The 22,590-nt window shown below is 49.9% G+C and carries 17 protein-coding genes; 8 read left to right on the top strand and 9 right to left on the bottom strand.

What is annotated here, in order from left to right:
* Nucleotides 1–341 precede the first annotated feature (341 nt).
* Nucleotides 342–3,257, bottom strand: coding sequence for a response regulator (locus IC230_RS18875; RefSeq protein WP_191040605.1), 2,916 nt, complete (start codon nt 3,255–3,257; stop codon nt 342–344).
* Nucleotides 3,258–3,569: 312 nt separating this feature from the next.
* On the opposite strand from IC230_RS18875, the gene IC230_RS18880 reads away from it, so the two are divergent.
* The 3 genes from IC230_RS18880 (at nt 3,570) to IC230_RS18890 (ending at nt 9,476) form a co-directional block, all read left to right on the top strand.
* Nucleotides 3,570–5,003, top strand: coding sequence for a TolC family protein (locus IC230_RS18880; protein ID WP_223860717.1), 1,434 nt, complete (start codon nt 3,570–3,572; stop codon nt 5,001–5,003).
* A gap of 74 nt (nt 5,004–5,077) precedes the next feature.
* On the top strand, nt 5,078–8,308 hold the full coding sequence (locus IC230_RS18885) for an efflux RND transporter permease subunit (protein ID WP_191040606.1): 3,231 nt from the start codon (nt 5,078–5,080) through the stop codon (nt 8,306–8,308).
* Nucleotides 8,309–8,339: 31 nt separating this feature from the next.
* The gene (locus tag IC230_RS18890) at nt 8,340–9,476 is read left to right on the top strand and encodes an efflux RND transporter periplasmic adaptor subunit (RefSeq protein WP_191040607.1); all 1,137 of its coding nucleotides are present in this window, start codon (nt 8,340–8,342) and stop codon (nt 9,474–9,476) included.
* A 129-nt stretch (nt 9,477–9,605) separates the two neighbouring features.
* Here IC230_RS18890 and IC230_RS18895 read toward each other — a convergent pair whose 3' ends face one another.
* On the bottom strand, nt 9,606–10,856 hold the full coding sequence (locus tag IC230_RS18895) for an FAD-dependent oxidoreductase (protein WP_191040608.1): 1,251 nt from the start codon (nt 10,854–10,856) through the stop codon (nt 9,606–9,608).
* Nucleotides 10,857–11,150: 294 nt separating this feature from the next.
* Between IC230_RS18895 and IC230_RS18900 the strand changes: the two genes are divergently transcribed.
* Together IC230_RS18900 and IC230_RS18905 are read left to right on the top strand one after the other, a co-directional pair.
* Nucleotides 11,151–11,525, top strand: a complete 375-nt coding sequence (locus IC230_RS18900) for a hypothetical protein (protein WP_191040609.1) — start codon at nt 11,151–11,153, stop codon at nt 11,523–11,525.
* A 47-nt stretch (nt 11,526–11,572) separates the two neighbouring features.
* Nucleotides 11,573–12,088 carry a hypothetical protein gene (locus IC230_RS18905; RefSeq protein WP_191040610.1) on the top strand — a complete coding sequence of 172 codons (516 nt, stop codon included), beginning with the start codon at nt 11,573–11,575 and terminating at the stop codon, nt 12,086–12,088.
* A 235-nt stretch (nt 12,089–12,323) separates the two neighbouring features.
* On the opposite strand, the gene IC230_RS18910 is transcribed toward IC230_RS18905, so the two are convergent.
* Nucleotides 12,324–12,512, bottom strand: coding sequence for a hypothetical protein (locus tag IC230_RS18910; RefSeq protein ID WP_191040611.1), 189 nt, complete (start codon nt 12,510–12,512; stop codon nt 12,324–12,326).
* Between the two features lie 56 nt (nt 12,513–12,568).
* Between IC230_RS18910 and IC230_RS18915 the strand changes: the two genes are divergently transcribed.
* Both IC230_RS18915 and IC230_RS18920 read left to right on the top strand, forming a co-directional pair.
* Nucleotides 12,569–13,057, top strand: coding sequence for an ankyrin repeat domain-containing protein (locus IC230_RS18915; RefSeq protein WP_191040612.1), 489 nt, complete (start codon nt 12,569–12,571; stop codon nt 13,055–13,057).
* 155 nt (nt 13,058–13,212) lie between these two features.
* Nucleotides 13,213–14,301, top strand: coding sequence for a sensor histidine kinase (locus IC230_RS18920; protein WP_191040613.1), 1,089 nt, complete (start codon nt 13,213–13,215; stop codon nt 14,299–14,301).
* Nucleotides 14,302–14,345: 44 nt separating this feature from the next.
* Here IC230_RS18920 and IC230_RS18925 read toward each other — a convergent pair whose 3' ends face one another.
* The 4 genes from IC230_RS18925 to IC230_RS18940 all read right to left on the bottom strand — a co-directional run bounded on the left by IC230_RS18925 (nt 14,346) and on the right by IC230_RS18940 (nt 19,736).
* Complete coding sequence (locus IC230_RS18925; protein ID WP_191040614.1) at nt 14,346–17,255, bottom strand: M16 family metallopeptidase; 2,910 nt, start codon at nt 17,253–17,255, stop codon at nt 14,346–14,348.
* 77 nt (nt 17,256–17,332) lie between these two features.
* Nucleotides 17,333–18,049: an SDR family oxidoreductase gene (locus IC230_RS18930; RefSeq protein ID WP_191040615.1), complete on the bottom strand. Its 717-nt coding sequence runs from the start codon at nt 18,047–18,049 to the stop codon at nt 17,333–17,335.
* Between the two features lie 109 nt (nt 18,050–18,158).
* Nucleotides 18,159–19,301, bottom strand: coding sequence for a lipid-A-disaccharide synthase (gene lpxB, locus IC230_RS18935; RefSeq protein WP_191040616.1), 1,143 nt, complete (start codon nt 19,299–19,301; stop codon nt 18,159–18,161).
* 18 nt (nt 19,302–19,319) lie between these two features.
* A complete protein-coding gene (locus IC230_RS18940; protein ID WP_191040617.1) occupies nt 19,320–19,736 on the bottom strand; it encodes a 6-pyruvoyl trahydropterin synthase family protein in 417 nt (138 codons plus the stop codon).
* Between the two features lie 271 nt (nt 19,737–20,007).
* On the opposite strand from IC230_RS18940, the gene rfaD reads away from it, so the two are divergent.
* Nucleotides 20,008–20,973: an ADP-glyceromanno-heptose 6-epimerase gene (gene rfaD / locus IC230_RS18945; RefSeq protein WP_191040618.1), complete on the top strand. Its 966-nt coding sequence runs from the start codon at nt 20,008–20,010 to the stop codon at nt 20,971–20,973.
* Here rfaD and IC230_RS18950 read toward each other — a convergent pair.
* The gene (locus IC230_RS18950) at nt 20,964–22,217 is read right to left on the bottom strand and encodes an MFS transporter (RefSeq protein ID WP_191040619.1); all 1,254 of its coding nucleotides are present in this window, start codon (nt 22,215–22,217) and stop codon (nt 20,964–20,966) included. The genes rfaD and IC230_RS18950 overlap by 10 nt on opposite strands.
* The gene (locus IC230_RS18955; RefSeq protein ID WP_191040620.1) at nt 22,211–22,582 is read right to left on the bottom strand and encodes a DMT family protein; all 372 of its coding nucleotides are present in this window, start codon (nt 22,580–22,582) and stop codon (nt 22,211–22,213) included. Before IC230_RS18955 ends, IC230_RS18950 begins: the two co-directional genes overlap by 7 nt.
* Nucleotides 22,583–22,590 lie beyond the last annotated feature (8 nt).

Below are 22,590 nucleotides of genomic sequence, written 5' to 3' on the forward strand. Positions count from 1 at the left end.
GAGATGGTCAACAGAGGAAGGGTGAACCATGGATAATGAGTCTAAATAGGGAGCCGGTTAGCCAGCAGGCGGTTGTCTGATTGGGCGTCAAAAACTCAGCAACGAACGGACACAAAAATAGGATTCACCCGGGTCATCGGGGTGTCAATCTGGGTATACAGACGTATCAGAGGGTATATCAGCGTGTCAAGATAGGTACATGAGCGTCTCAGGAGCCTGAAGGAGCAAACCAAACGGCGTCCATTCCCGTAGCAAACAACCATTCGGCCTGCCGGTAGTCCGTAAACAGCGACGGCCGCTTCTAGTCAGAAGCGGCCGTCGCTAAAGTGGGCACGCTGCCCCTACAGGTAATCGGAGGGTAGTTTGCCGAAGCGGCTTTTGAAGGTGATGGAGAAATGTTTGGTCTGTCGCAGGCCCACTTGATGGGCCGCTTCTTTCACCGAGGATACCCGCCGATTTTCCAGCAGGGTACGGGCGTACTGTAAACGGGCTTCGGTGATGTACTGAGCCGGGGTGAGGCCCGTCAGTCGTTTGATTTCCCGGAATAACGTACTCCGGCTTACCGAAATGGCATCGGCCAATTGATCGGCCGTCAGATCAAACTGGACTAACTGCTCCTGGGTATGCTGCTCCAGCCGTTCCAGCCACGCCACATCCACGCTCGACACAATTGGTACAGGCCCTGGCTCTTCGGTAACGTTCGTGCCAACGGGAGCCAGCGCATGGCGTTGCTGCCTATGCGTGAGCAGATTCGTCACGCGGGCCGTCAATTCGTCCTCATCGAAGGGCTTCAGTAAGTAATCATCTACGCCCAGCCGCAGCGCCTGAAGTTTATCGGTTTTATCGGCACGGGCCGTCAGCATCACCACCGGAATGTGTCGATACGTATCACTTTGTTTCAGCGTTTCCAGCAATTGAAAGCCGTCCATTACCGGCATCATCAGATCGGAAATAATCAGCGAAGGCAGGGTCGATAACGTACTGAGCTGATCGAGAGCCTCCCGCCCATTCTGGGCCGCTATAACGGTATAGATAGGCTGGAGAATCGCTGTCAGGTAATTACGCAGACTAACATCATCTTCTACCAGTAAAAGAGTAGCCCGTCTGTTATCTGGCTGGCTACTGACCGGAACCGTCATCCCCTGAATCGGAAAGATGGCCAGTTCATCAGGTTCTCCCAGGGCAACCGATTCGGTTACTTCGGCTGGTACGATGCGTTTAGGAATGTCCAGATAGAACGTAGTGCCCTGCTGCCACTGGCTATCTACCAGCAACTGACCACCCAGTAATTTGGCAAACTCCGCCGACAGGGCCAGCCCGATACCTGTACCGCCCTCACTCGGCGAACCGGGTTGCTTGGTCTGGAAATACCGATCGAAGACGTGCGGTAGGTCGTTCGGATAAATACCCCGCCCCGTATCACTAACTTTGATATGAATCTGACCCGGTGAGTCCGTTACGTTCACACAAATACGTCCCCCCGACGGCGTAAATTTGAACGCATTGATCAGCAGGTTATCCAGTATTTTCTGAAACTTATTAAGATCTAATTCTACCGTCAACGTCGTATCCGTGTCAAACCGCAACTCAAGGTCAACCCCTGACTGGTGAGCCAGTGACGTAAAATTAGCCACGATCCGGCTCATGAGCGTGTGTAGATTTACCGGCTCGTTCGTTACCTCCAGCTTACCCGCTTCGAGTTTGGTCAGGTCCATGATTTCGTTCACCAGCTCAAGGAGCCGTCGGGCGCTCTGATGCGCCGTCCGGAGAAGCTCTCCATTCTGATCGCCGGTCCCGGATTTTTTCAGAAGGCTACCAAGCGGTCCCAGAATCAGGGTCAACGGAGTCCGCAGTTCATGCGATACGTTGGCAAAAAACTGACCTTTCAATGCATCGACCTGACGTAACTGGTCGGCTTGCGCTGCGGTTAGTACCATTTGTCGCCGAACGGCCCGTTTGCTTTTATTCTGGAAATACAGGGCCACCGCCGTTGTCAGCAGCAGCAGGGTTACCAGGCCGATCACGATGATCAGATACGTGTACTGCTGGTCACGCTGTTTTAGTAATATGGCCTGCTCTTCGGTATGAAAAATGGCTTCCCACTGCGAGAGAGCAGCGGCATTCTGGGTCTGGTAGCGCTGGCTTACGGTTTGATATTCTTTTTCCAGATAAGCCAACGCGCTTGTTTTATCGCCTTTTCGTTTGGCAAGTTGGTACCATAGCAGATTTGTCGATGGAGAATAAGCCCGATGCGAAGCCGTGAGCCGGTTTAGCGAATCAATACGTAACGCTACCTGCCTGGCCTCATCAGTCCGGCTATTTTCCATGAATATATCATACAAAGCATAATAGGCCTGTTCTAACTGGAAGATTTCGCCCGTCAACCTGGAGTACTGCGTACTTTTTTGTATGAGCGCTTCCCGAATCGCAACCGATCCGATCGGCGTCCGTTGGCTGGCCAGTACCATTAACCAGGCGCTGATCCGAGGCAGATGCTTAGCCTCCGTCAGCGGAATCAGTTGCAGCGCGTGTTCGATGAACAGATCGAATCGCCCGGCATCTTCGTAATTAAACGCCAGCAGTAAGGTTTCCTGCGCGATCAGCATGGTGTCCCGTTGAGCTATACCGATTTGCAGGGCAGCCTGATGGTAGGGAAGCGCCTTGAGCGAGGCTCCGAAATAAATTCGTCGATTGATCTGACCCAATACCGAAAGCGCATTCGCTTCCAGATAAGGATCGTGCTGCTGGCGGCTCAACTCCAGCGCCTGATTGAGCATCGAATAGGCCAGCGGGAGATTTGATTCCTGCCTGAAAAGAATGCGTGACTGAACAACCCTGGCCCAGCCTTGCAACGTTTGCAGTGAATCGGCGAGCCGGACAGCTTGCTGACCATAGCGCCGTGCCGTTGTGTACTCACTGCGAATGGCGTAATAAGAAGCCCGTAGAATCAGCTCTGCCAGATAGCGGCCATCGTGGGCAGTTCCGATCCGTGATTCGAACAGACGCAGCCGTCGTTCGTTGCAGGTTATCGTGGCAGTAAGCTGGCTTTGCAGCGCAGCATATAACCAGTTCGGGCCGCTCCAGTTCGGGTCTGGTGGGCAGGGCAGGTCCGTTGGTGGCGTATCTTGCTGACACCACCGTATTAACTGCTCAGTTTTTCTGGGGTCAGCGGGGTATTGTTTAGTAGGTGTTACTGCCGACCAGAAGTCAACGATGCTATCAGTTGTTGGTTGAGCCTCTAAACTATAATTTACCAAAAAACAAAAAAAAAGCAAACAGAATTTTCGCATCTATAATGAGACACCCCAAGGAATTAACTACAAAAAAAAGGTTAATTGCTCAATTTTTATGAACTTAAGTCTATTTTTTATACACTCTACCGATACAAAACTCCACTAAAAGAACGCTTCGACCTCGACTTACTGCTTTGGCGAATAGTAAGAGTAAACAATAAAATGCCCACCGAATCTTCTGTTGAAAACCTGTTTTCCAAAATGTTTCCAGAATTGAGTTCGTGTTTTGTGAACACTTGATCGTACGGAAACAAAAGGTTGGTCAGGTTGGAGTCGATGAAGCAAGCACGTTATCCTTATGTTGTCCAAAAAGTCACAAGCCGTGGACGACGTAACAAAATGGTCTGGCTGCACCTGCTGGGGGCCGGTTTATTCACGACGCAGGTTGTAGGACAATCGCTGAGCCTCAATCAGGTTCTCGAACAGAGTGTTCGGCAGTATCCGTTTCTGAAATCCAAGCAGGCCGAAGTGAGCAGTGCCGAACGACGCGTACAGGCCAGCCAGACAGAACGGCTGCCAATCATGCAATTGCAGCATCAGTACAATTACGCTACCAGCAACAGCCTGAACGGATCGTTCTTCCCGAGCGAAGCCGTAACGATCTCCACCTCGGGGGGCGTTCGGCCCGTAGCTATTTCACAAGCCAGTTTTGGGAGTTTCACCAGCGCGTCCATCGAGTGGCGGGCCATTACGTTCGGGCGAATAAAAGCCAGTGTAAATGTAGCAAAAGCGGAATTACAGCGTAGTCAGGTCGATTATGAAAACGAGATTTTTCAGCATCAGGTCCGCACGATTGATGCGTATCTGCTTTTGCTGATCAACCAGAAACTCGTTCAGATTCAGCAGAGTAATCTGGATCGGGCGCAGACGTTCAAGCGCGTGGTCGACTCGGGAGTCCGCTCGGGCATGCGGGCGGGCGTCGATAGTGCGCTGGCCACCGCCGAAGCCGTTCGGGCCCGGTTGCTCCTGCTCGAAAGCCAGCAGCGGGAGCAGGTGCAACGTTTGCGACTTTCTGAACTGGCGGGGCAACTTCAGAGTGGTATGCAGGTCGATAGTATGCGGTTTTACACCTCACTCCCGAATGGTACGTTCCTGTCTGATTCGCTTTCACCCAGGAACCCAACGTTACGTTTGTTTCAGTCGCAGATCACGTTATCGGCGGCCCGAAGCTTGGCGACCCAACGATCGGGTATGCCGGTTATCTCGCTCGTGGGCGTAGGCAATGCCCGCGGCTCAGGCTTTTCCAATCAGGGCGATGTTTTTCTAAACAACCAGATTAACGGGCTTGGCTATCAGGTGGGTAATTATCTGTTCGGCCTTGTTGCCCGCTGGAATCTAACGAATCTGCTACGTGCCCACCAGGATTACCGGGCCGATCAGTTTCAGGTTGAGCGGTCGCGGCAGTTGTTCAATACGCAGCGACTCCAGATCACCCGTCAGTATCAGGAAGCTGAAACACAATATCAGGTCGCTTTAGAGCAGGCCCGGCAGGCCCCCATTCAGTTACGGGCTGCCCGGCAAGCCTATAACCAGGCTAAATCACGCTACGAAAGTGGTTTGACCGATCTGCCTACGCTACTCCAAAGCGTCGTTACGTTGAATCGCGCCGAAGTTGATGGCTACGTAGCGATCAGTAATGTCTGGCGCTTTCTGCTCCTAAAATCGGCCGCGGAGGGAGATTTGTCGGTGTTTATGAATCAGGTAAACTAAGGTATTCGCTTACGTGTGGCCAGGCTTGACAACGGCTGCGGTCGACCGTCTGACAGCACTAACGACTAAAAACTATGTATAACATCATTCGCTCTGCGCTTCGAAAACCCATTACGGTAGTTGTGGCGGTTATGGGTCTCCTCTTTTTTTCGGTGATGTCGCTCTTCACCATTCCGGTCGATATTTTCCCGAATCTCGATTTGCCTACGATCTACGTCGTGCAGCCTTATGGCGGTATGGCTCCTGATCAGATGGATGGCTTCATTGCTACCCGTTATCAGGACCACTTTCTCTACGTATCGGGAATCCGCGACATTGACGTAAAAACCATTCAGGGTCTGTCGTTGATCAAGCTCTCGTTCTATCCCGGAACCGACATGGCGCAGGCTGCGGCTGAGGTCGCGAACAACGTATCACGAGCCAAAGCGTACATGCCGGAAGGCACCGTGCCGCCCCAGGTCGTCCGGTTTGATGCGAGTTCGGTACCGGTGGGGCAACTGGTGTTTGAAAGTCCGAGTCGCTCGCTGAACGAAATTCAGGATTACGCGTCCTCGCGGGTGCGGCCGATGTTCTCCCGAATTCCGGGTGTGTCGAGCCCACCGCCATTTGGTGGAAACCAGCGAACAGTCATTATCAAAGTAAATCCGCAATTGGTACGTAGTTATCAGCTGACACCAGAAGAGGTCATTAAATCCATCGTGACCAACAACCAGCCCTCCCCTGCCGGCAACATTCGCATTGGCGATAAGACCTTAATGACGCCGGTCAACTCACTGGTAAAACGGCCGGAAGATTTTCTGAACATTCCGATTCGGGTTGGTTCCGGCCCAACGGTGTTCGTTCGGGATATTGGTACGGTCGAAGATGGCGCCGACGTAACGGTAAGTTACGCGCTGGTCAATGGTCGTCGGGCGGTCTACATTCCGGTGGTAAAGAAGTCAGATGCTTCGACACTGGATGTCGTGAACAACATCCGAAAAGCGATGCCTGAACTCCAGGCGGCAGTGCCGGAAGACGTCAAAATCTCCTACGAATTCGATCAGTCGGTCTACGTAACAAACGCCCTGAAAAGCTTAACGACGGAAGGTATTTTGGGTGCTGTGCTGACCGGTCTGATGGTGTTGCTTTTCCTCCGCGACTGGCGTAGTGTGATCATCGTGGTTGTCACGATTCCAATCTCGATTCTGTCGGCAGTCATCATGCTGAACCTGTGCGGACAGACCATCAACATCATGACACTATCCGGTCTGGCACTGGCCATTGGGATTCTAGTCGACCAGGCGACGGTAACGATCGAGAACATTCACCAGCATCTGGAAATGGGGAAGCCCAAAGCCGTGGCGATCTGGGACGCCTGTAAGGAAATCGTCTTCCCCGAATTCCTGATTCTGCTGGCAATTCTGGCCGTGTTTGCGCCCGCGTTCGTGATGAGTGGCGTACCACGTTCGATGTTCTTACCCCTGTCGCTTTCGGTTGGTTTCGCCATGATTGCGTCATTCCTGCTCTCGCAGACGTTCGTTCCGGTGATGGCCAACTGGTTGCTGAAAAGTCATCCGACACATGAAGCGCCAACGCTGGCACTCGACGCTCAGGAACGGCATATGATTGAGGACGAGCGCCCAGTTAAGGATGCAAAGGGGTTCGAAAAATTCAAACAACGGTACACGGCTACCCTCGAAAAAATCCTGAACCGGCGCGGCCTGGTTGTGGGAAGCTATCTAATTGGAAGTCTGGCGATTATTGTCGTGTGTTTTCGGGTGATCGGTACGGATATTCTGCCGCACGGCAACAGTCATCAGTTTCAGATGCGCCTGCGGATTCCCGATGGTACGCGGGTCGAACGGACCGAAATGGCTACGTTGAAAGTGCTGGATATTATTAAAGAAGCGGTCGGGAAAGATAACGTAGAAATCTCATCGGCTTATGTCGGTACGGTTCCGTCCAGCTACGGTACATCGAACATTTTCGTGTTCAACAGCGGCCCGCACGAAGCCGTTTTGCAGGTGTCGCTGAATGAAGAACATCCTGTACTAATGGACGATCTGAAGGAAGAGCTTCGGGAACGTATTGCCAAAGCTCTGCCGAATGCCAGCATCTCCTTCGAGCCGATTGAGCTGACCGAAAAAATCATGAGTCAGGGGGCTTCGACGCCGATCGAGGTGACGGTGGCGGCTAAAGACCTGAGCGAAGCGGGCCGATTTGCCAATAAGATTCGGGAACGGATGACGAAGATTGACTTCCTGCGCGACGTGCAGGTCGCTCAACCGCTGGCGTACCCCGTGCTGAACGTAACGATGAACCGCGAACGGGCTGGACAACTGGGCGTTACGTCCACCCAGGTCGCCCGCTCGATGGTGGCCGCTACGTCGTCGAGTCGGTTTACGGATAAAAACTTATGGCTCGATGAGTCAAAAGGCTTGGCCTATCAGGTGCAGGTTCAGATTCCGGAATACCAAATGAGCAGTGCTAACGACATCGGCAATATTCCGCTGAAGAGTGGCGAAATGCACCCGCTCCTGTCGGACGTAGCGACGTTTTCAGAAGGAACCGCACCGGGAGAATATGATCGCGCCGGCCCAAACCGGCTGGTAACGATCACGGCCAATTTGCAGAAGAAAGATTTGGGTACGGCCCAAAAAGCCGTTGAGAATGCCATTAAGGAAGTCGGCGAACCACCACGAGGAGTCCTTGTCGAAATGGGTGGACAAACTAACCTGCTAACGGATACGCTGAGCAGCTTGCAAACGGGTCTGCTGGTTGCCATTGTGATTATTTTCCTGCTGCTGGCCGCTAATTATCAATCGTTTAAATTATCGCTGGTGATTCTGGCCGCTATTCCGGCCGTGGTTGCCGGAGCTCTATTAATGCTCCTGGCCTGTGGTGCTACGTTGAATCTGCAATCGTACATGGGACTGATTATGTCCGTAGGCGTGTCGGTGGCCAACGCGATTCTGATGGTGACGAATGCGGAAAATCTACGCCTGGAAATCGGGCACACACGTAAGGCAGCTGTTCTGGCGGCTAACAGTCGGATTCGACCGATTCTGATGACCAGTATTGCCATGATTGCCGGGATGGTACCAATGGCGTCGGGATTAGGCGAAGGTGGTGACCAGATTGCTCCACTGGGTCAGGCCGTTATCGGCGGTCTGATCGCGTCGACGCTGGCGGCTCTACTGATTCTTCCCTGCGTCTTCACCCAGCTCCAGGCGAAAGCGACCACCCAATCCGTGTCGCTCGATCCTGAAGATCCCGAAAGCAAATTTTATCATCAGGAACAGCAGGAACTGAGCCACAGCCTGTAAGTCAATCTTTAGATAGTTAATCAGTATCGATATGAAATCGCTTTTAAACTTGATCGGAATTGTCAGTGTCACGACTGTCCTAAATGGCTGCTCATCAGCCAGCAGTGATCATAAAACAGGCGCGAAAGAACCCGAAGTGCAACAGGTTGGTATCACAACGGTACAGGCACTCCAACCCAGCAAGCGTGTTACGCTACCGGGAGAACTAAAGCCCTGGAATCGGGTCAATATGTACGCCAAAGTGAAAGGGTTTGTGCGCGATATTTCGGTTGACCGGGGTACGATGGTGCGCAAAGGACAAGTGCTGGCCCGGCTTGATGCACCCGAAGTTATTTCGGAACTCAGTCAGGCGCAGGCGCAGGTGCAGGCGCAGGAATCCAATCTGGTGGAACAAACGGCGCGCGCTCGGGCCAGTCGGCTGATGTACCAGCGGTTGCTTCAGACGGCAAAAATGGAAGGAGCGGTTTCGCTAAACGAAATCGATCAGGCACAGGCGAAAATGCAGTCAGACAGTGCGATGGTCGCCATGAGCCGTGGAACGATACAGGCCGCCCGCTCGAACTATCAGGCTAAAAATGAATTACGTCAATATCTAACAATTACAGCTCCCTTCGATGGCATCGTGATTGAGCGGAATATTAGCCCCGGTGCGTTAGTCGGCGCGGGCGATAGCGGCAAACCGCTGTTCGTTCTGGAAGATAGCCACACGTTACGTCTGACCGTTGCCATTCCCGAAACGTTTGCGAATCAGTTGCCACAGAAAAGTTCGGTTTCGTTTACCGTCAATGCCATGCCTGATCGTCAGTTCAACGCAAAGCTCGCCCGGTCGGCGCAGAGTCTGGTCGAAGCAAATCGTGCCATGATGGCGGAGTTCGACGTACCCAATGCATCGCATGAACTGAAAGCGGGTATGTATGCCGACGTACAGATGCCTATTGAACGTACTGCGAAAACGATGTTTGTGCCAACAACAGCTGTTGTCAGTTCCAGCGAAAAAATGTTCCTGATTAAGGTGAACGACAACCGGGCGCAGTGGGTATCGGTGCAGAAAGGGAACGTACTGGATAGCTTGGTTGAAGTATTCGGCGACGTACAACCGGGCATGACCATCGTCAAAAAAGCGTCCGAAGAAATCCGTGATGGCCAGGAGATCAAAGCAGTGAAGTAGATAATTTTAGTTTACGCCATTAATCAGTTCGGTACGACCCTGCTGGGGCCAAAAGTTTATACAAATCATTAGTTCTATAAACATTTCACCCCAGCGGGATCGTATTATATCCTAGTGTTGCTCGATTATTTATCTGGACATTTCCATCTGTTTTTCCCCTGTCCGGATATGTTCAGGGCGCGGCCCCATACCAACCAAGCGAGCCGGTAATCGTCGAAGTACAGGCAAATGCCTGAACAACCAGAGTAGATACGGCGGAAAGCCTGTGGGACGGGTCGATGAGGCATTGATCAATCGGCGATGGGCGAAAATCTGCCCTGCCTGAATTACCCGCACGGGCCACAATCGCCGACGCTGAATCCGGGCTAACAGATCCGTTGATACAGGCCCCTTTTGCAGCGGAACGGCCAACTGATTCGCGGTGGCAACAGCATCCTGAATTGCCAGGTTAACCCCTACTCCACCCGCAGGCGACATGGCATGAGCAGCATCGCCAATGCAAAGTAATCCCGGCTTGTACCATTGGCGCAGTCGGTCAATTTTAACAGTCAGCAGGCTGATTTTATCCCACGAATCCAATTCGTTTATATAGTCGCCAACAAAGGGAGCCAGGTCCAGAATATCGGCCTGTAAAGCTGATAGCCCACGCTGTTTAATTGTCTTGTACTGGCCTTTGGGGATTAGGAAACCGCATTGAAAATAATCGCGACGGTCGATGAGTACCATGAATTTGCCCGCTTTCAGATACCCCAGCGACTGCTCGCCAATAGCCGGATCTTTAAGAATTCGCATCCAGAGTACATCAATCGGAACGCCAAAATCCTGAACAGGCAGTTTTGCTTTGTCCCGAATAATAGAACGTCGTCCGTCGGTGCCCACAACCAGGTCGGCTTTGATTACCAATTCATTGGTCGGTGTACTGGCCTTCACGCCCGTAATCGTTCCATTTTCTTCAATCAGGTCGATCGCTTCGGTTTCCATACGCAGCTGAAACGACGGATACTGTTTGGCCTTATCGGCAATAAAATTCAGGAAATCCCATTGGGGCATGAACGCAATAAACTTGCAGTGCGTGGGCAGATGCGCAAAGTCGGCGATGGGTACGGTCTGGCCGTCAGAGGTAATTTTTACAGAATTAAGCTCCTGATGGGGCAGTTGAAGAAAATCGTCCAGTAAACCCAGTTCAACCAGCAGTTCCAGCGTCGATGGATGAATGGTATCCCCACGAAAATCCCGAAGAAAGTCTTTATGTTTTTCTAAAACCACTACGTCGACGCCAGATCGTGCCAGCAGAAAGCCCAGCATCATACCGGCCGGGCCTCCACCAACAATACAGCAGCGTGTTTGTATACTCTGCGGATTTTCAGTCGCTTGTGTCATAGCCAAAACGCATATTGTCATAGCTAACTGCTTTGACCAGGTTGTGTTTATTTGACGTATAAAAAAGTGCCTCTATTCTCACATGGATTGTTAACTCGCGCGTTTTTTCGCTTCGTGTTTTCATGATTCGTTTCATGAATTTGTTACCCAAAATACAAAAAAAGCCCTCTCCAGTTAGCTAACGAGACCCATGAGTTTTTAAAATAATTTATTTATATGATACTATTTGTATGAATAAAGTTTTGTTTAATCTTTGGTAACCATTTACTAAAAAAGGTTCAACAAATTAGTAGTATGCCGCACCCTTTCTACAAAACAGCTCCAAAAACCTACGATAGCTCCATCTGCACTGCTATCCTAACCGATTGGGTCCAGGCGGTAAGTACTTTTTATCAGCACTACCAGCAACTGGCCACCTACAGGATACGACAGAGTATTCCTCTCATCCAGCCAATACCAGTTAGTCAGTGTCCACTCGGCCATCTGGAGCACTTGATGGACGATATGCAGCGGCAGATAGAAAGTTTGCTTTTAGAGATGGGGGATGCTGAACCATCCCCCTCTAGCCAGGCCAGTTACCAGAAGCTCATCGATCATACTGCCCGCTTGAATCGAGTGAATCAGCATGCGCAGACCCTAGGCCTGTTAACGACGCTGTCACCCTCATAACTGCTTAAACAATTACTTTATATTTACCTCCCTTAACTGATAAACAGATGACACCGAACAATTCTTTACCGGATCTTTTGGAACGGTACGTCTTTGCGGTAGCTGCCCGGTTTGTCGAGTCGACCTCACCCGCGGATCAAACTCGATTGATTAATCTGTATAATTCGATTGGTAAGCCTATGCTTGACAGCAACCCGGCTGCCCCTGCTCTCCATACAGCAACTGAGTTAGGGCGTGCGTTGCCTTTACCGGAAACTAAAACCCAACAGAAGAACACAGTTACCAGGCCACCACGTAAGAAGCTTGTTCTAACAGAATCCCTTCAAGCCCTTGGTCAGCGGTCACTGGCTATGAACCAACAACAGATTAAGTTGACTCAGTCATACATTCTACAGATGGAAATGTTAATTATACGAACCCAAAGCACAATTAAAAATGCTTCCTTACGGGCTCAGTTGCTCAAACATTACCAGGGTATTCGGGAAAGCTATCTAGCCCGGCTGGAGCAGTTGGAAGCCTTTCAGGCAATAAAATTGAGTAAATTTTATACAGTGCAGAGTTGAGTTTATAGGAGTTATTGCAGTGCACCTCCAAACCAAACCCTTAGAAAAAGCAATGGCTGATGTGTGCCCAATCAGCACAGAGGGGCATGAATATTCCTTAAGCCGCTACCAGCAGAACCGTTTTTACGGGCACAACCATCCATGCCATAGCTCACGAGCATCTTTATTCAGTCTGGCCATATCAGACTGATAGAAAGACACTTGCGCGTCAAAAAAAATGTGGATTAATTCACTACTACTGTAATAGTTTACCCGCCCGCTTAGCCCACTGCTGCAACCGAGCCAGTGCGGCTGTCTTCTGAGCGATATCAGCCACCCATACTTCTTTGGGGGTCGAGTGCACCAATCCGTTAGCTAAATCCGTATATTGACGTATCCATCCACTAGAATCGGTTATTTTGTCATTTGTCAGTAATCCAGGCATTTTTAAAAGCCAGAATTCGATTTTGATTGTTACGTTCAAAATACCTTCACACAGTTATGTCGTTCTATTCAGCAAAACCCGAAGATTTACTTTTCGACGCAGCCCGCAAGGGTGATGTCACTCATCTTAATCAACTTATTGACAGTGGGATTGACATTAATATAAAAAACGACAAGGGCTTCACGCCGTTGGTTTTAGCCGCCTACGACGGCCATCTGGACGCAACACAACGTTTGCTGGATGCCGGGGCTAACGTGAATAATCAGGATATTGCCGGCAACACAGCCTTAATGGGTGTCTGTTTTAAAGGCTACGGCGAAATTGCCGAATTGCTGATTCAACACGGCGCCGACCTGAATCTGCAAAACGGAAATGGCAGCACAGCGCTTATGTTCGCTACGTTGTTTGGCCGAAATCAGTTAATCAAAATTATGCTCGACCACGGCGCCGATACGTCAATCCGTGATGGTCGAGGATTGACTGCCCTCGACCTGGCAAATCAGCAGGGTAATGAAGAAATCATCAAGCTTTTCGCCGAATTATAGTCTAGTTGACTAGTGGTGTCGGGTTCTCAAACTCGACACCACGCACCGTACATTATTGATTCCATTAAAATAATTGCGGATATTAGCACCTGTTGTCAACGATTAGGACTAACTGAAAACATTTGTCTGAGTCGTGCAATCGGTGCTTCTCCTCTATGACACAATTGTTCCGTCGGCTTTTCGCACTTCCGCTGATTAACGTACCGACGCAGAGTATCTGGATCTTTCTGGGTTTAGTTTCATGGACGGTTCCACTGGGCAATTACGTCTGGCTGGGAACACGTTATTTCGAAGACTGGCGTATTTTCCTGACCGCTTCCACCAGCGCTTATCTAATTTGTCTTTTTTTGTTAGTGGGTCAAACGGCCATTATCCGTTCGATTACCAATCGGTACCCGGAGGTTTCGCAAACGCCCAAACGTATGGTTCTGGAATTTCCGGTCTTCTTTTTCCTGACACTTGTAACCGAGTTCAGCTCGTTCTATCTCTACCAGGCTATACCGTTTTTTAACTTCTACCCCACCCCATCGGCTCAGATAACCATTTTCTGGATTGGTCTCGGCTCAAACATTATTTCCCTGTGTATGTATGAACTGTATTATACACTTACCAAGTGGCGGGAGAACAGTTTGCAAGCCGAAGCCTATAAACGCGAAGCCCTCTTGAATCAGCTCGACGTATTGAAAAATCAGGTAAATCCTCATTTCCTGTTCAACAGCCTGAATTCGCTGTCTTCGCTGATCAGTGAGGAACCAAAACAGGCCGAACAGTTCGTCGATGAACTAGCAAAAGTGTACCGGTATCTGTTGCAAACCAACGAAGGCAATCTGACTACGCTCGATAAAGAGTTATTTTTTATTGAGTCGTATTATTATCTCCTGAAGACACGCCACCAGCAAGGTGTCCGGCTCACGATTGACGTAACCCCCGAATACCGTACGCAATTTTTGCCACCGCTAACGTTACAACTGCTGGTTGAAAACGCGGTGAAACACAATCGGGTACAGGCTACTCAGCCATTACAGATTACAATCGACACAACGCCGGAGGGCTGGCTGCGGGTCCAGAATAATCTTCAGCTCAAGAGCGTTCGTATGGCTTCGAACCAGGTAGGTTTATCCAATATCACGACTAAGTATCGCCTGCTTAATCAACCCGAGCCAATCATCACCGACACGAATGGCCACTTTATTGTCAGGCTGCCTTTACTGCCCGAAAGCAATTCGAGGCTGGTCCTTTCCTAGAACCAGCCTCGACGTAATCGTTTTTTCTGAGCATTCCAGTTACTCTACTTTTTTCTTACGGCCGGAGTACTCCCGCTCGACGATCCTGCTTTAGCCGGGGGCGTAGCAGACGTAGCAGTCGCCGGATTTCCTTCTTTATCTAACTCGACAACCTCGTAGCCTAAGCGTTCCAAGCCTGGTTTGACCAAAGCCTTATCGCCTACAACCGTAATGATCATGTTGCTGGCGGGCAGGCGTTTCTGCACGATGGCGTTGATTTCCGCTTTGGTTATGTTCTTGAGAATGGCGCTCTGTTGATCGACAAAATTTCTGGGCAGATCATACTCGATAATTTCACCCAGGAAATACGCTTTTTGAAGGGGCGTTTCATACCGTAACGCGTCGCGCTGACCAATCGAACTTTTTGTGAGCGCCAATTCATCATCCGTGATGCCGCTTTTACCGTAATCCGTAATAACCTTCATGAACTCCACCACTGAGCTATCCGTAGCGGCCGCTTTGACCCCCGCCGATGCTGTAAATGGTCCCGGATTTCGGGTGCTGGTAAACGAAGACCCCGCTCCGTAAGTCCAGCCTTTCTCCTGCCGCAGTTTCATATTCAGGCGACTAACAAAGTCGCCACCCAGCATATAGTTCGCCAGTTTTGTTCGGTAGTAGTCGCCCGTTGCATCGTAGGGCAGGTCCGTCACGTAGCCAATCCGAATTTGCGACTGAGCTGCTTTCTCTTTGTCTACCAGATAAATCCGCGTCTTATCAATGTTCCGTTTCACCGTTACGTTCGGCAGGCTCACGGGCTTCGGTGCCCATTTATTCAGAAAAGTTAGTTTGGGTTTCAGAGACGCCTGGTCGATATCACCGACAACGACCAGATTAGTTACCGAAGGAGAGAAATTGGCGCGGTAAAATGCTTTCACATCATCCAGCGTTAGACTCTGTACTGTTTTAGTCGTACCGCTGGTCGGAATGGATCGAATGTTATCGGTGCCGTACAATAGCTTGTTATAGGCTTTGTTGGCAATCACGACCGGTTGGGTTCCCTGGTTAGCAATGCCTTCTAACTGCTGCTTTTTCAGCCGATCAAAATCCTCAGTCGCAAACTTCGGGTGAAACAATTTTTCTTCGACTAACGCCAACGTAGCGTCCAGCGATTTCTTCGGCGATTCAATAATTACTCCGATGTCCTCCGCCCGTGCATAGACCTGAATGCTGCTGCCTAGCTTTTCCAGCTCCGTATTCAACTGCTCGGTCGTGTATTTTTCCGTGGCCTCGTTGAGCATCGATGCCGTTAGTTGCGCAATGCCCGCTTTCGATAGGTCTTTAGCGGATAAATAATGACCACCTTTTACCGTCAGCAGCATCGTTACGGTTGGCACTTCGTCGTTTTTAGCCGCAATTAATTTTAGACCGTTTGGCAGCTTGTCGGTCCAGAATGGGGGCACTTTTACCGCGGGATTAGGACCGGGTGCGGGCTTTTTCGTGCGATCAAACGAATCCCTGGCTTTCGCATAAACCAGATTTTTGTAGCCGTAGTCAGGCGCCTGATAACCGGCGGTCGAAACGGTATAATTATCTGGTTGCGTAACAATATCTTTTTTGTCTTTCGGATAAACCGTCAGCACAACAGCGTGTTTGCCTTTGATGTACTGGTTATAAACCCGCATTACGTCGGCCTTCGTCACTGACTGATAACGTTTTAGCTCTTGCGGCAGGTAATTGGCCGTAGGGGCAAACGTCTGAAAAGACGCTAACTGCGATACCTTCCCATCAACGCTCGACAATTCTTTGATAATCTCCGCTTCACGCGTAGCCCGGAACTGAGCAATATCATCGTCGGTTGCGCCCCGTTTTTCGAATTCCGTTAGCGTCTGGCGTAGCATCCTATCGATACTATCCAGCCGCATCTCTGGAAATGACTGGATCGCAAACGAAAACTCACCCGCTAATTCAGATGCCGGATGGCCAGCGTTTGCCATGACGGCCTTACTGGTTTTGATAAAGTTTTTGTAGAGCAGCGACGTTTTACCACCACCCAGAATTTGCGCCAACGCATCCAGTGATGCTTCATCGGGGTGAAAGCGGGGAACGGTCGGATACGTGACATACAGCATCGGAAAACGGATGTTGTCTTCGTACGATACGTAGCGATTCTGGCTCAGCGAAACGGCGGGTACGATGGTTTTCGTTACGTCTGGCCCTTTCGGTATCGACCCGAAATACTTTTCCGTCAGTTGTACGATTTGTTTGGTGCTGACGTCACCACCAACCGTCAACACGGCGTTGTTAGGACCATACCAGCGTAGAAAAAAGTTTTTCAGATCGTCCAGACTACCCCGATTCAGATCTTCAATGTAGCCAATGGTGAGCCAGGAATACGGGTGACCATACGGATACAGATTCTTGGCCGTATATTCACCAACCAGCCCATAAGGCCGGTTATCATAGTTCTGTCCCCGTTCGTTCTTGACGGTGGCCCGCTGAATCTCAAACTTTTTCTGCGTAACGGCGTCCAGCAAAAAGCCCATCCGATCGGCTTCGATCCACAGCGCCGTTTCGACTAAGTTGCTGGGTATGGTTTCGTAATAATTGGTACGATCCCGATTGGTGCTGCCATTTAAGCTACCACCACCGCCCGTAATAATTTTGTCCATTGACCCGTTCGGCACATTGTCAGACCCTTCAAACATCATGTGCTCGAAGAAATGGGCAAACCCCGACTTATTGATTTCTTCGCGGCCCGACCCGACATGGTACGTAACGTCGACGTGAACGACCGGATCAGAATGGTCTTCATGGACGATCAACGTCAGACCATTGGGGAGTACGTACTTTTCGTAGGGAATGATCAGTTCATTTGCTTTTCGCTCAACTTTCTCAACTAGCTTCGTTTGAGCATACGTAGTGCTCACCACCAGCCAGGCCAATAACATTGATAGGGATAGGGTGTTTTTTCTCATGTTGGTGCTTAGTTGACATCAGCACGTAAATTACTGAAACTAAGTCATTAAGTAAAACACCCTACCTGAATCACCAGCTATTTACCACCCGGCTTCGTCGGGCGAACCTCAATCTTGCTGGGCAACGTACGAGCGGGCATGTGGATCAGATCCACGATGATCTGGCCAATGTCTTCAGGCTGTATTTTCCAGGCGTCTTTTTCGCTGGGTTGATGGTCGTTGAAATAAGAAGCAACCGAACCCGGCATAATCGTCGTTACTTTGATGCCTTCGTTCCGCAGGTCGAGCATAATGGCCTGTGTGAAACCCACCAGCCCGAATTTACTGGCGTTATAGGCCGCTCCTTTTTCAAAGAAGTTTGTGCCTGCCAGGCTCGCAATCGTGATGAAATACCCCTCCGATTTTTTCAGCGCGTCGATAGTCGCTTTAGCTGTATTGAATACGCCGGTCAGGTTGATATCGATGGTTTCGTGCCACTGTTCGGGGGTCAGTTCCTGAATGGGCGCAAAATGACCAACGCCTGCATTGGCTATTACGTAATCAAGCCGTCCCCACTGTTCGATTATCGCGTCAATGGCTTTTTGCTGCGATGCCAGGTCACGGACGTCGGCGGCAATGCCCAGCGCATAGCCGTCTTTTAGTTCATTGAGTGTTTTCGCAGCTAATTCGGCGGCTACCGATGAGCGGCTGGTAATTGCCACCCGGATACCGTCTTTGATCAATACTTCGGCGATGCCGTAGCCAATGCCTTTTGAGCCGCCCGTAATGAGCGCCGTTTTAATGTTATCTGCCATGCGTAATGAAACCTGAGTTGATTGAAAACTTTAGCCGATAAACGCCAGGCAGAGGTAAAGGTTTTCTGCAATCAGCGGCAAAACGCTGATTCGCTACTAATTCGCTTTACTAATTTACGGACGTCAACGCCTGAAGGACCTTCACCATTTGCTGCCCCGCCCGTTCAGAAGCACCGGGTTCACCCATTTTTTTCTGCACGTCAGCGTAACCAACTAACTGATTATCACGCTGTGAACCTCCCGGTAAAATAGCTTTTAATTCGGCAGTGACGTGTTCGGGGGTAAACTCATTCTGTATCAACTCTTTGACTACCTCACGATCCGCAATCAGATTGACGAGTGAGATAAACGGTACGGCAATAAGATGTTTGGCAATGGCATACGTAACGCCAGTCGTTTTATAACAAACCACTTGCGGTATGTTCAGCAAAGCAGTTTCGAGCGTGGCCGTCCCCGACGTAACGAGCGCAGCCGTCGAGATGTGTAATAAGTCATAAGCCGCATCGCTCACACGTAGTACGTCTGGGTAATCACGTAAAAAATGGTCGTATAGCTCTTTAGGTAGATTGCTGACGGTACCGACTACGAATTGATAATCCGGAAACTGGCGAGTGGCGGTCAGCATGGTGGGCAGGATAGACGTAATCTCCTGACGGCGGCTGCCAGGCAGAAGTGCCACTACAGGACGTCTTCTAACCGATTGTTCGTTTAATCCTAACTTTTCGAGAAACGCTGGATCGGGTTGAAAGTCTGCGAGGGCATCGAGCAGCGGGTTCCCGACGTAGTCAACTTTGTAGTCGTACTTAGCAAAGAACTCAGTCTCAAAGGGCAGAATCGTAAACAGCCGATCCACGCTGACCTTGATCTTTAACGCCCGACGCTGATTCCAGGCCCAAACTTTCGGTGAAATATAGTAAAACACCGGAATGCCCTGTTTTTTCGCAAAACGAGCCATACGTAGGTTAAAACCCGCGTAGTCGATTAGAATCAGTACGTCCGGACGATGAGCCAGCAGATCGGCCTGACACTCGTTCAGAATTCGACGGATGGTGCCTAGATTTTTGGCGACTTCCCAGAATCCCATAAACGCCATCTCGCGGTAATGCCGCACGAGCGTAGCACCGGCCGCTTCCATCTGTTCACCTCCATACGCCCGGCAGCGCGCGTTAGCATCGTGATGCTGAATCGCCCGGATTAAATTAGCGCCATGAAGATCACCGGATCGTTCGCCGGCAATTAGGTAGTAGGTCATTTATCATTCCTAACAGTCTCATTCACCAAAATAATCGACAAAATTCTTTGGGGTTTCGTAGAGACGAAGTTGATGAAGATGTGCGTCGGTAACGGGCTCCAAAGCGCGTTCAAGAATCTTCCAGATTTCGGTGATGAAGATTTCGCAACTGGCCATTTTACCCCGCATAAAGTCAACATCCAGGTTCAGATTTTTGTGATCAACTTTCTCAATAACCTCCCGCTTGATGATGTCGCCCAGTACTTTCAGGTCAATAACAAACCCTGTGTCTGGGTCTGGCTCTCCTTTGACCGTTACGATCAGTTCAAAGTTGTGTCCGTGCCAGTTAGCATTCGCACAAGGACCAAAAACTTCCTGATTCCGCTCGTCTGACCAGGCTGGATTATACAGCCGGTGAGCCGCGTTAAAGTGTTCAATTCGATTAATGTATACCATGGATCTGGTTTAGATAGGGCGGTTTCCAGAAACGCCGACTTGATAAATAATTCGCAAAGGTACGTACTCTTGTAGCCGTTTAAAAGTGGAGAATCCTGATCCTTAACCTATCTTGTTCATTCAATCCTGTATCACAAAAAAGTACAAATTAATCCCCAAAAACGCTATTCTATTGTACAATTTAAATAACGTATCTTTACAGCCTGTTTCACTTCATTCACACTGATACTTACCTATTTACCACTATAGGAACCTTCTCTACTGTTATTCTATGATCATAGTTACGGGAGCCGCCGGATTTATCGGAAGTTGTTTGATCAGTAAGCTGAATCAGGAAAATTTCAATTTTATCATCGCTGTTGATGACTTTTCCAATCCTGAAAAAGAAGCAAATCTGACCGGAAAGCGGATTCAGGAACGGGTCGATCGGGAAGTGTTTTTTGACTGGCTCGATCAGAACTATCAGGAAGTTGAGTTTATTTTTCACATCGGCGCCCGCACGGATACCACCGAATTTGACTGGCATATTTTCGAGCATCTGAACGTTGAGTATTCCAAGCAAATCTGGAACCGATGTATTGAGTATCAGATACCGCTCGTATATGCCTCATCGGCAGCCACCTACGGCCTGGGTGAACTGGGCTATGATGACAATGAATCGCTGGTTTCTCAGTTAAAGCCGCTCAATCCTTATGGCGAGTCAAAAAATGTATTCGACCGCTGGGCGCTGGAGCAGGAACGTAAACCCTTCTTTTGGGCAGGCCTGAAATTCTTCAATGTATACGGCCCAAACGAGTATCATAAAAGCCGGATGGCTTCTGTGATCTTCCACGCTTTTAATCAGATTAACCAGTCGGGCCGAATGAAATTATTCCGGTCACACAATCCCGACTTTGCCGACGGCGAACAAATGCGCGACTTTGTCTATGTGAAAGATGTCATTGAGGTTTGTTCCTTCCTGATGCATCACCGACGTAATTCCGGCATCTATAACCTGGGCAGTGGCAAAGCCCGCACCTTTCTCGATCTAGCAAAGAATACGTTCTACGCGCTCGACCTCGAACCCCAGATTGATTTTATCGATACACCCGTCGACATTCGGGATAAATACCAGTACTTCACCCAGGCCAACATGTCGAAACTACGTTCCATTGGCTATGATCGACCGTTTTGCTCACTCGAAGAAGGTATTGCTGATTACGTAAAAAATTACCTTAGCAAAGGGCATTATTTATAGGAGGCCTCACTGATCTGCTTTGTTTCAGGAACAAACAAGCTCAGTATAGCCAACGCTGCCACGGCAATTCCTGACAATACCAGAAAGGCTGTATTGTAGCCCGATCGCTGCACAATTCCTCCGGCAAACGCATTACTGAGTGAAGCGCCCAGCCCAATTGCCGTAGCAATGGCCCCCTGCGTTGTGTTGAATAAGCCACTCCCTTTGGTCAGATCGGATACAATCAGAATAGACAACACGCCGAACGTACCGGCCCCAATTCCGTCCAGAACCTGAATCGCTATCAACAGGATCGGATCGTTGGTTAAGGTGTAGAGCACCCCGCGAATCGGCAGCACTAAAAAGCCAATCAGCAACAGACGCTTTCGTCCTTTATCGGCTAACTGACCGGTCAGTGCGCTAACGGGAATCATCACAATCTGCGCCACAATGATGCAGGCTGACATATATGCCGAAGAAGCGCCCGCATTAATCCCCTTCGCTAACCGCTGACCCAGTAAGGGCAGCATAGCTGCATTTGCAAAATGGAACAAAACGCAGGCCAGCGCAAAAAACAGAATAGGTCGATTAGTAAATATAGCTCGCCAGCCCGATGGTTTATCGCCTGAATCCCCGCCTTCCGTATCGCCATCACCGCGCGCCAGTTCATGGTCAATATCTTCTTCCCGAATCTGCCAGATCGTTACACTGCTCACCAGCGACATGGCAGCCAGCAGAACAAAAATACCTTTAGGACTAACGTAGTATCCGATCAGTCCGGCGAGCAGGGCGGCAAACACATTTCCTGCGTGATTAAACGTTTCGTTACGTCCAATTTGCCGGTCCAGTACGTTGTGTCCCACCAAACCCAGCGTAATAGCAGCAACAGCCGGGGCAAACCAGGCAGCCGCTACTCCCATCAGGGCTTGTCCGCCAATCACGACACTGTAGGTTGGCAGCAGAATCGTTAAAAGAGCCGCCGTCGCAATTAGCATGGATGCCATAATGGATAACAGCCGTTTTTTACGAGTTCGGTCGACCAGAATACCCGCTGGGGTTTGGGTGACTACCGTAGCAATCCCCATCACCGACATAGCCAAGCCAATATTCTGCGCATTCCAGTGCAGCGAGGTTAATAGAAAAATCGCCAGATAGGGACCCAGCCCGTCGCGCACGTCAGCCAAAAAAAAATTGGCCCAATCCAGCGCCCGCAGACTTGTTCTGGAGGGTTGACGCGTATCAGATTTTTCAGCGATGTTTACCATTTCTTGAAGATGAAAAATACGGCGATCACAATAAATACGAAGCCCACGATATGATTCCAGCCGAGTTTATCTGACTTGAAAACGAATACGGTAATTAGCGTAAAAACCGTTAGAGAAACAGCTTCCTGAATCGTTCTCAGTTGAAAAAGAGAGAATGGTCCACCCGTTTCTTCAGACCCAACCCGGTTAGCCGGAACCTGGAAAATGTATTCGAAAAATGCCAGCCCCCAGCTAAGCATGATGATCCCAAACAGCGACAGTTTGGCCAGTATCGGGAACTGCTTTATTTGGAGATGACCGTACCAGGCCAGGGTCATAAATACGTTCGACAATGTAAGCAGGAGTACGCAGTAGAGTCCTTTCATTCGGTTGT

The sequence above is a fragment of the Spirosoma validum genome, assembly GCF_014699035.1.
Lineage (GTDB): Bacteria > Bacteroidota > Bacteroidia > Cytophagales > Spirosomataceae > Spirosoma > Spirosoma validum.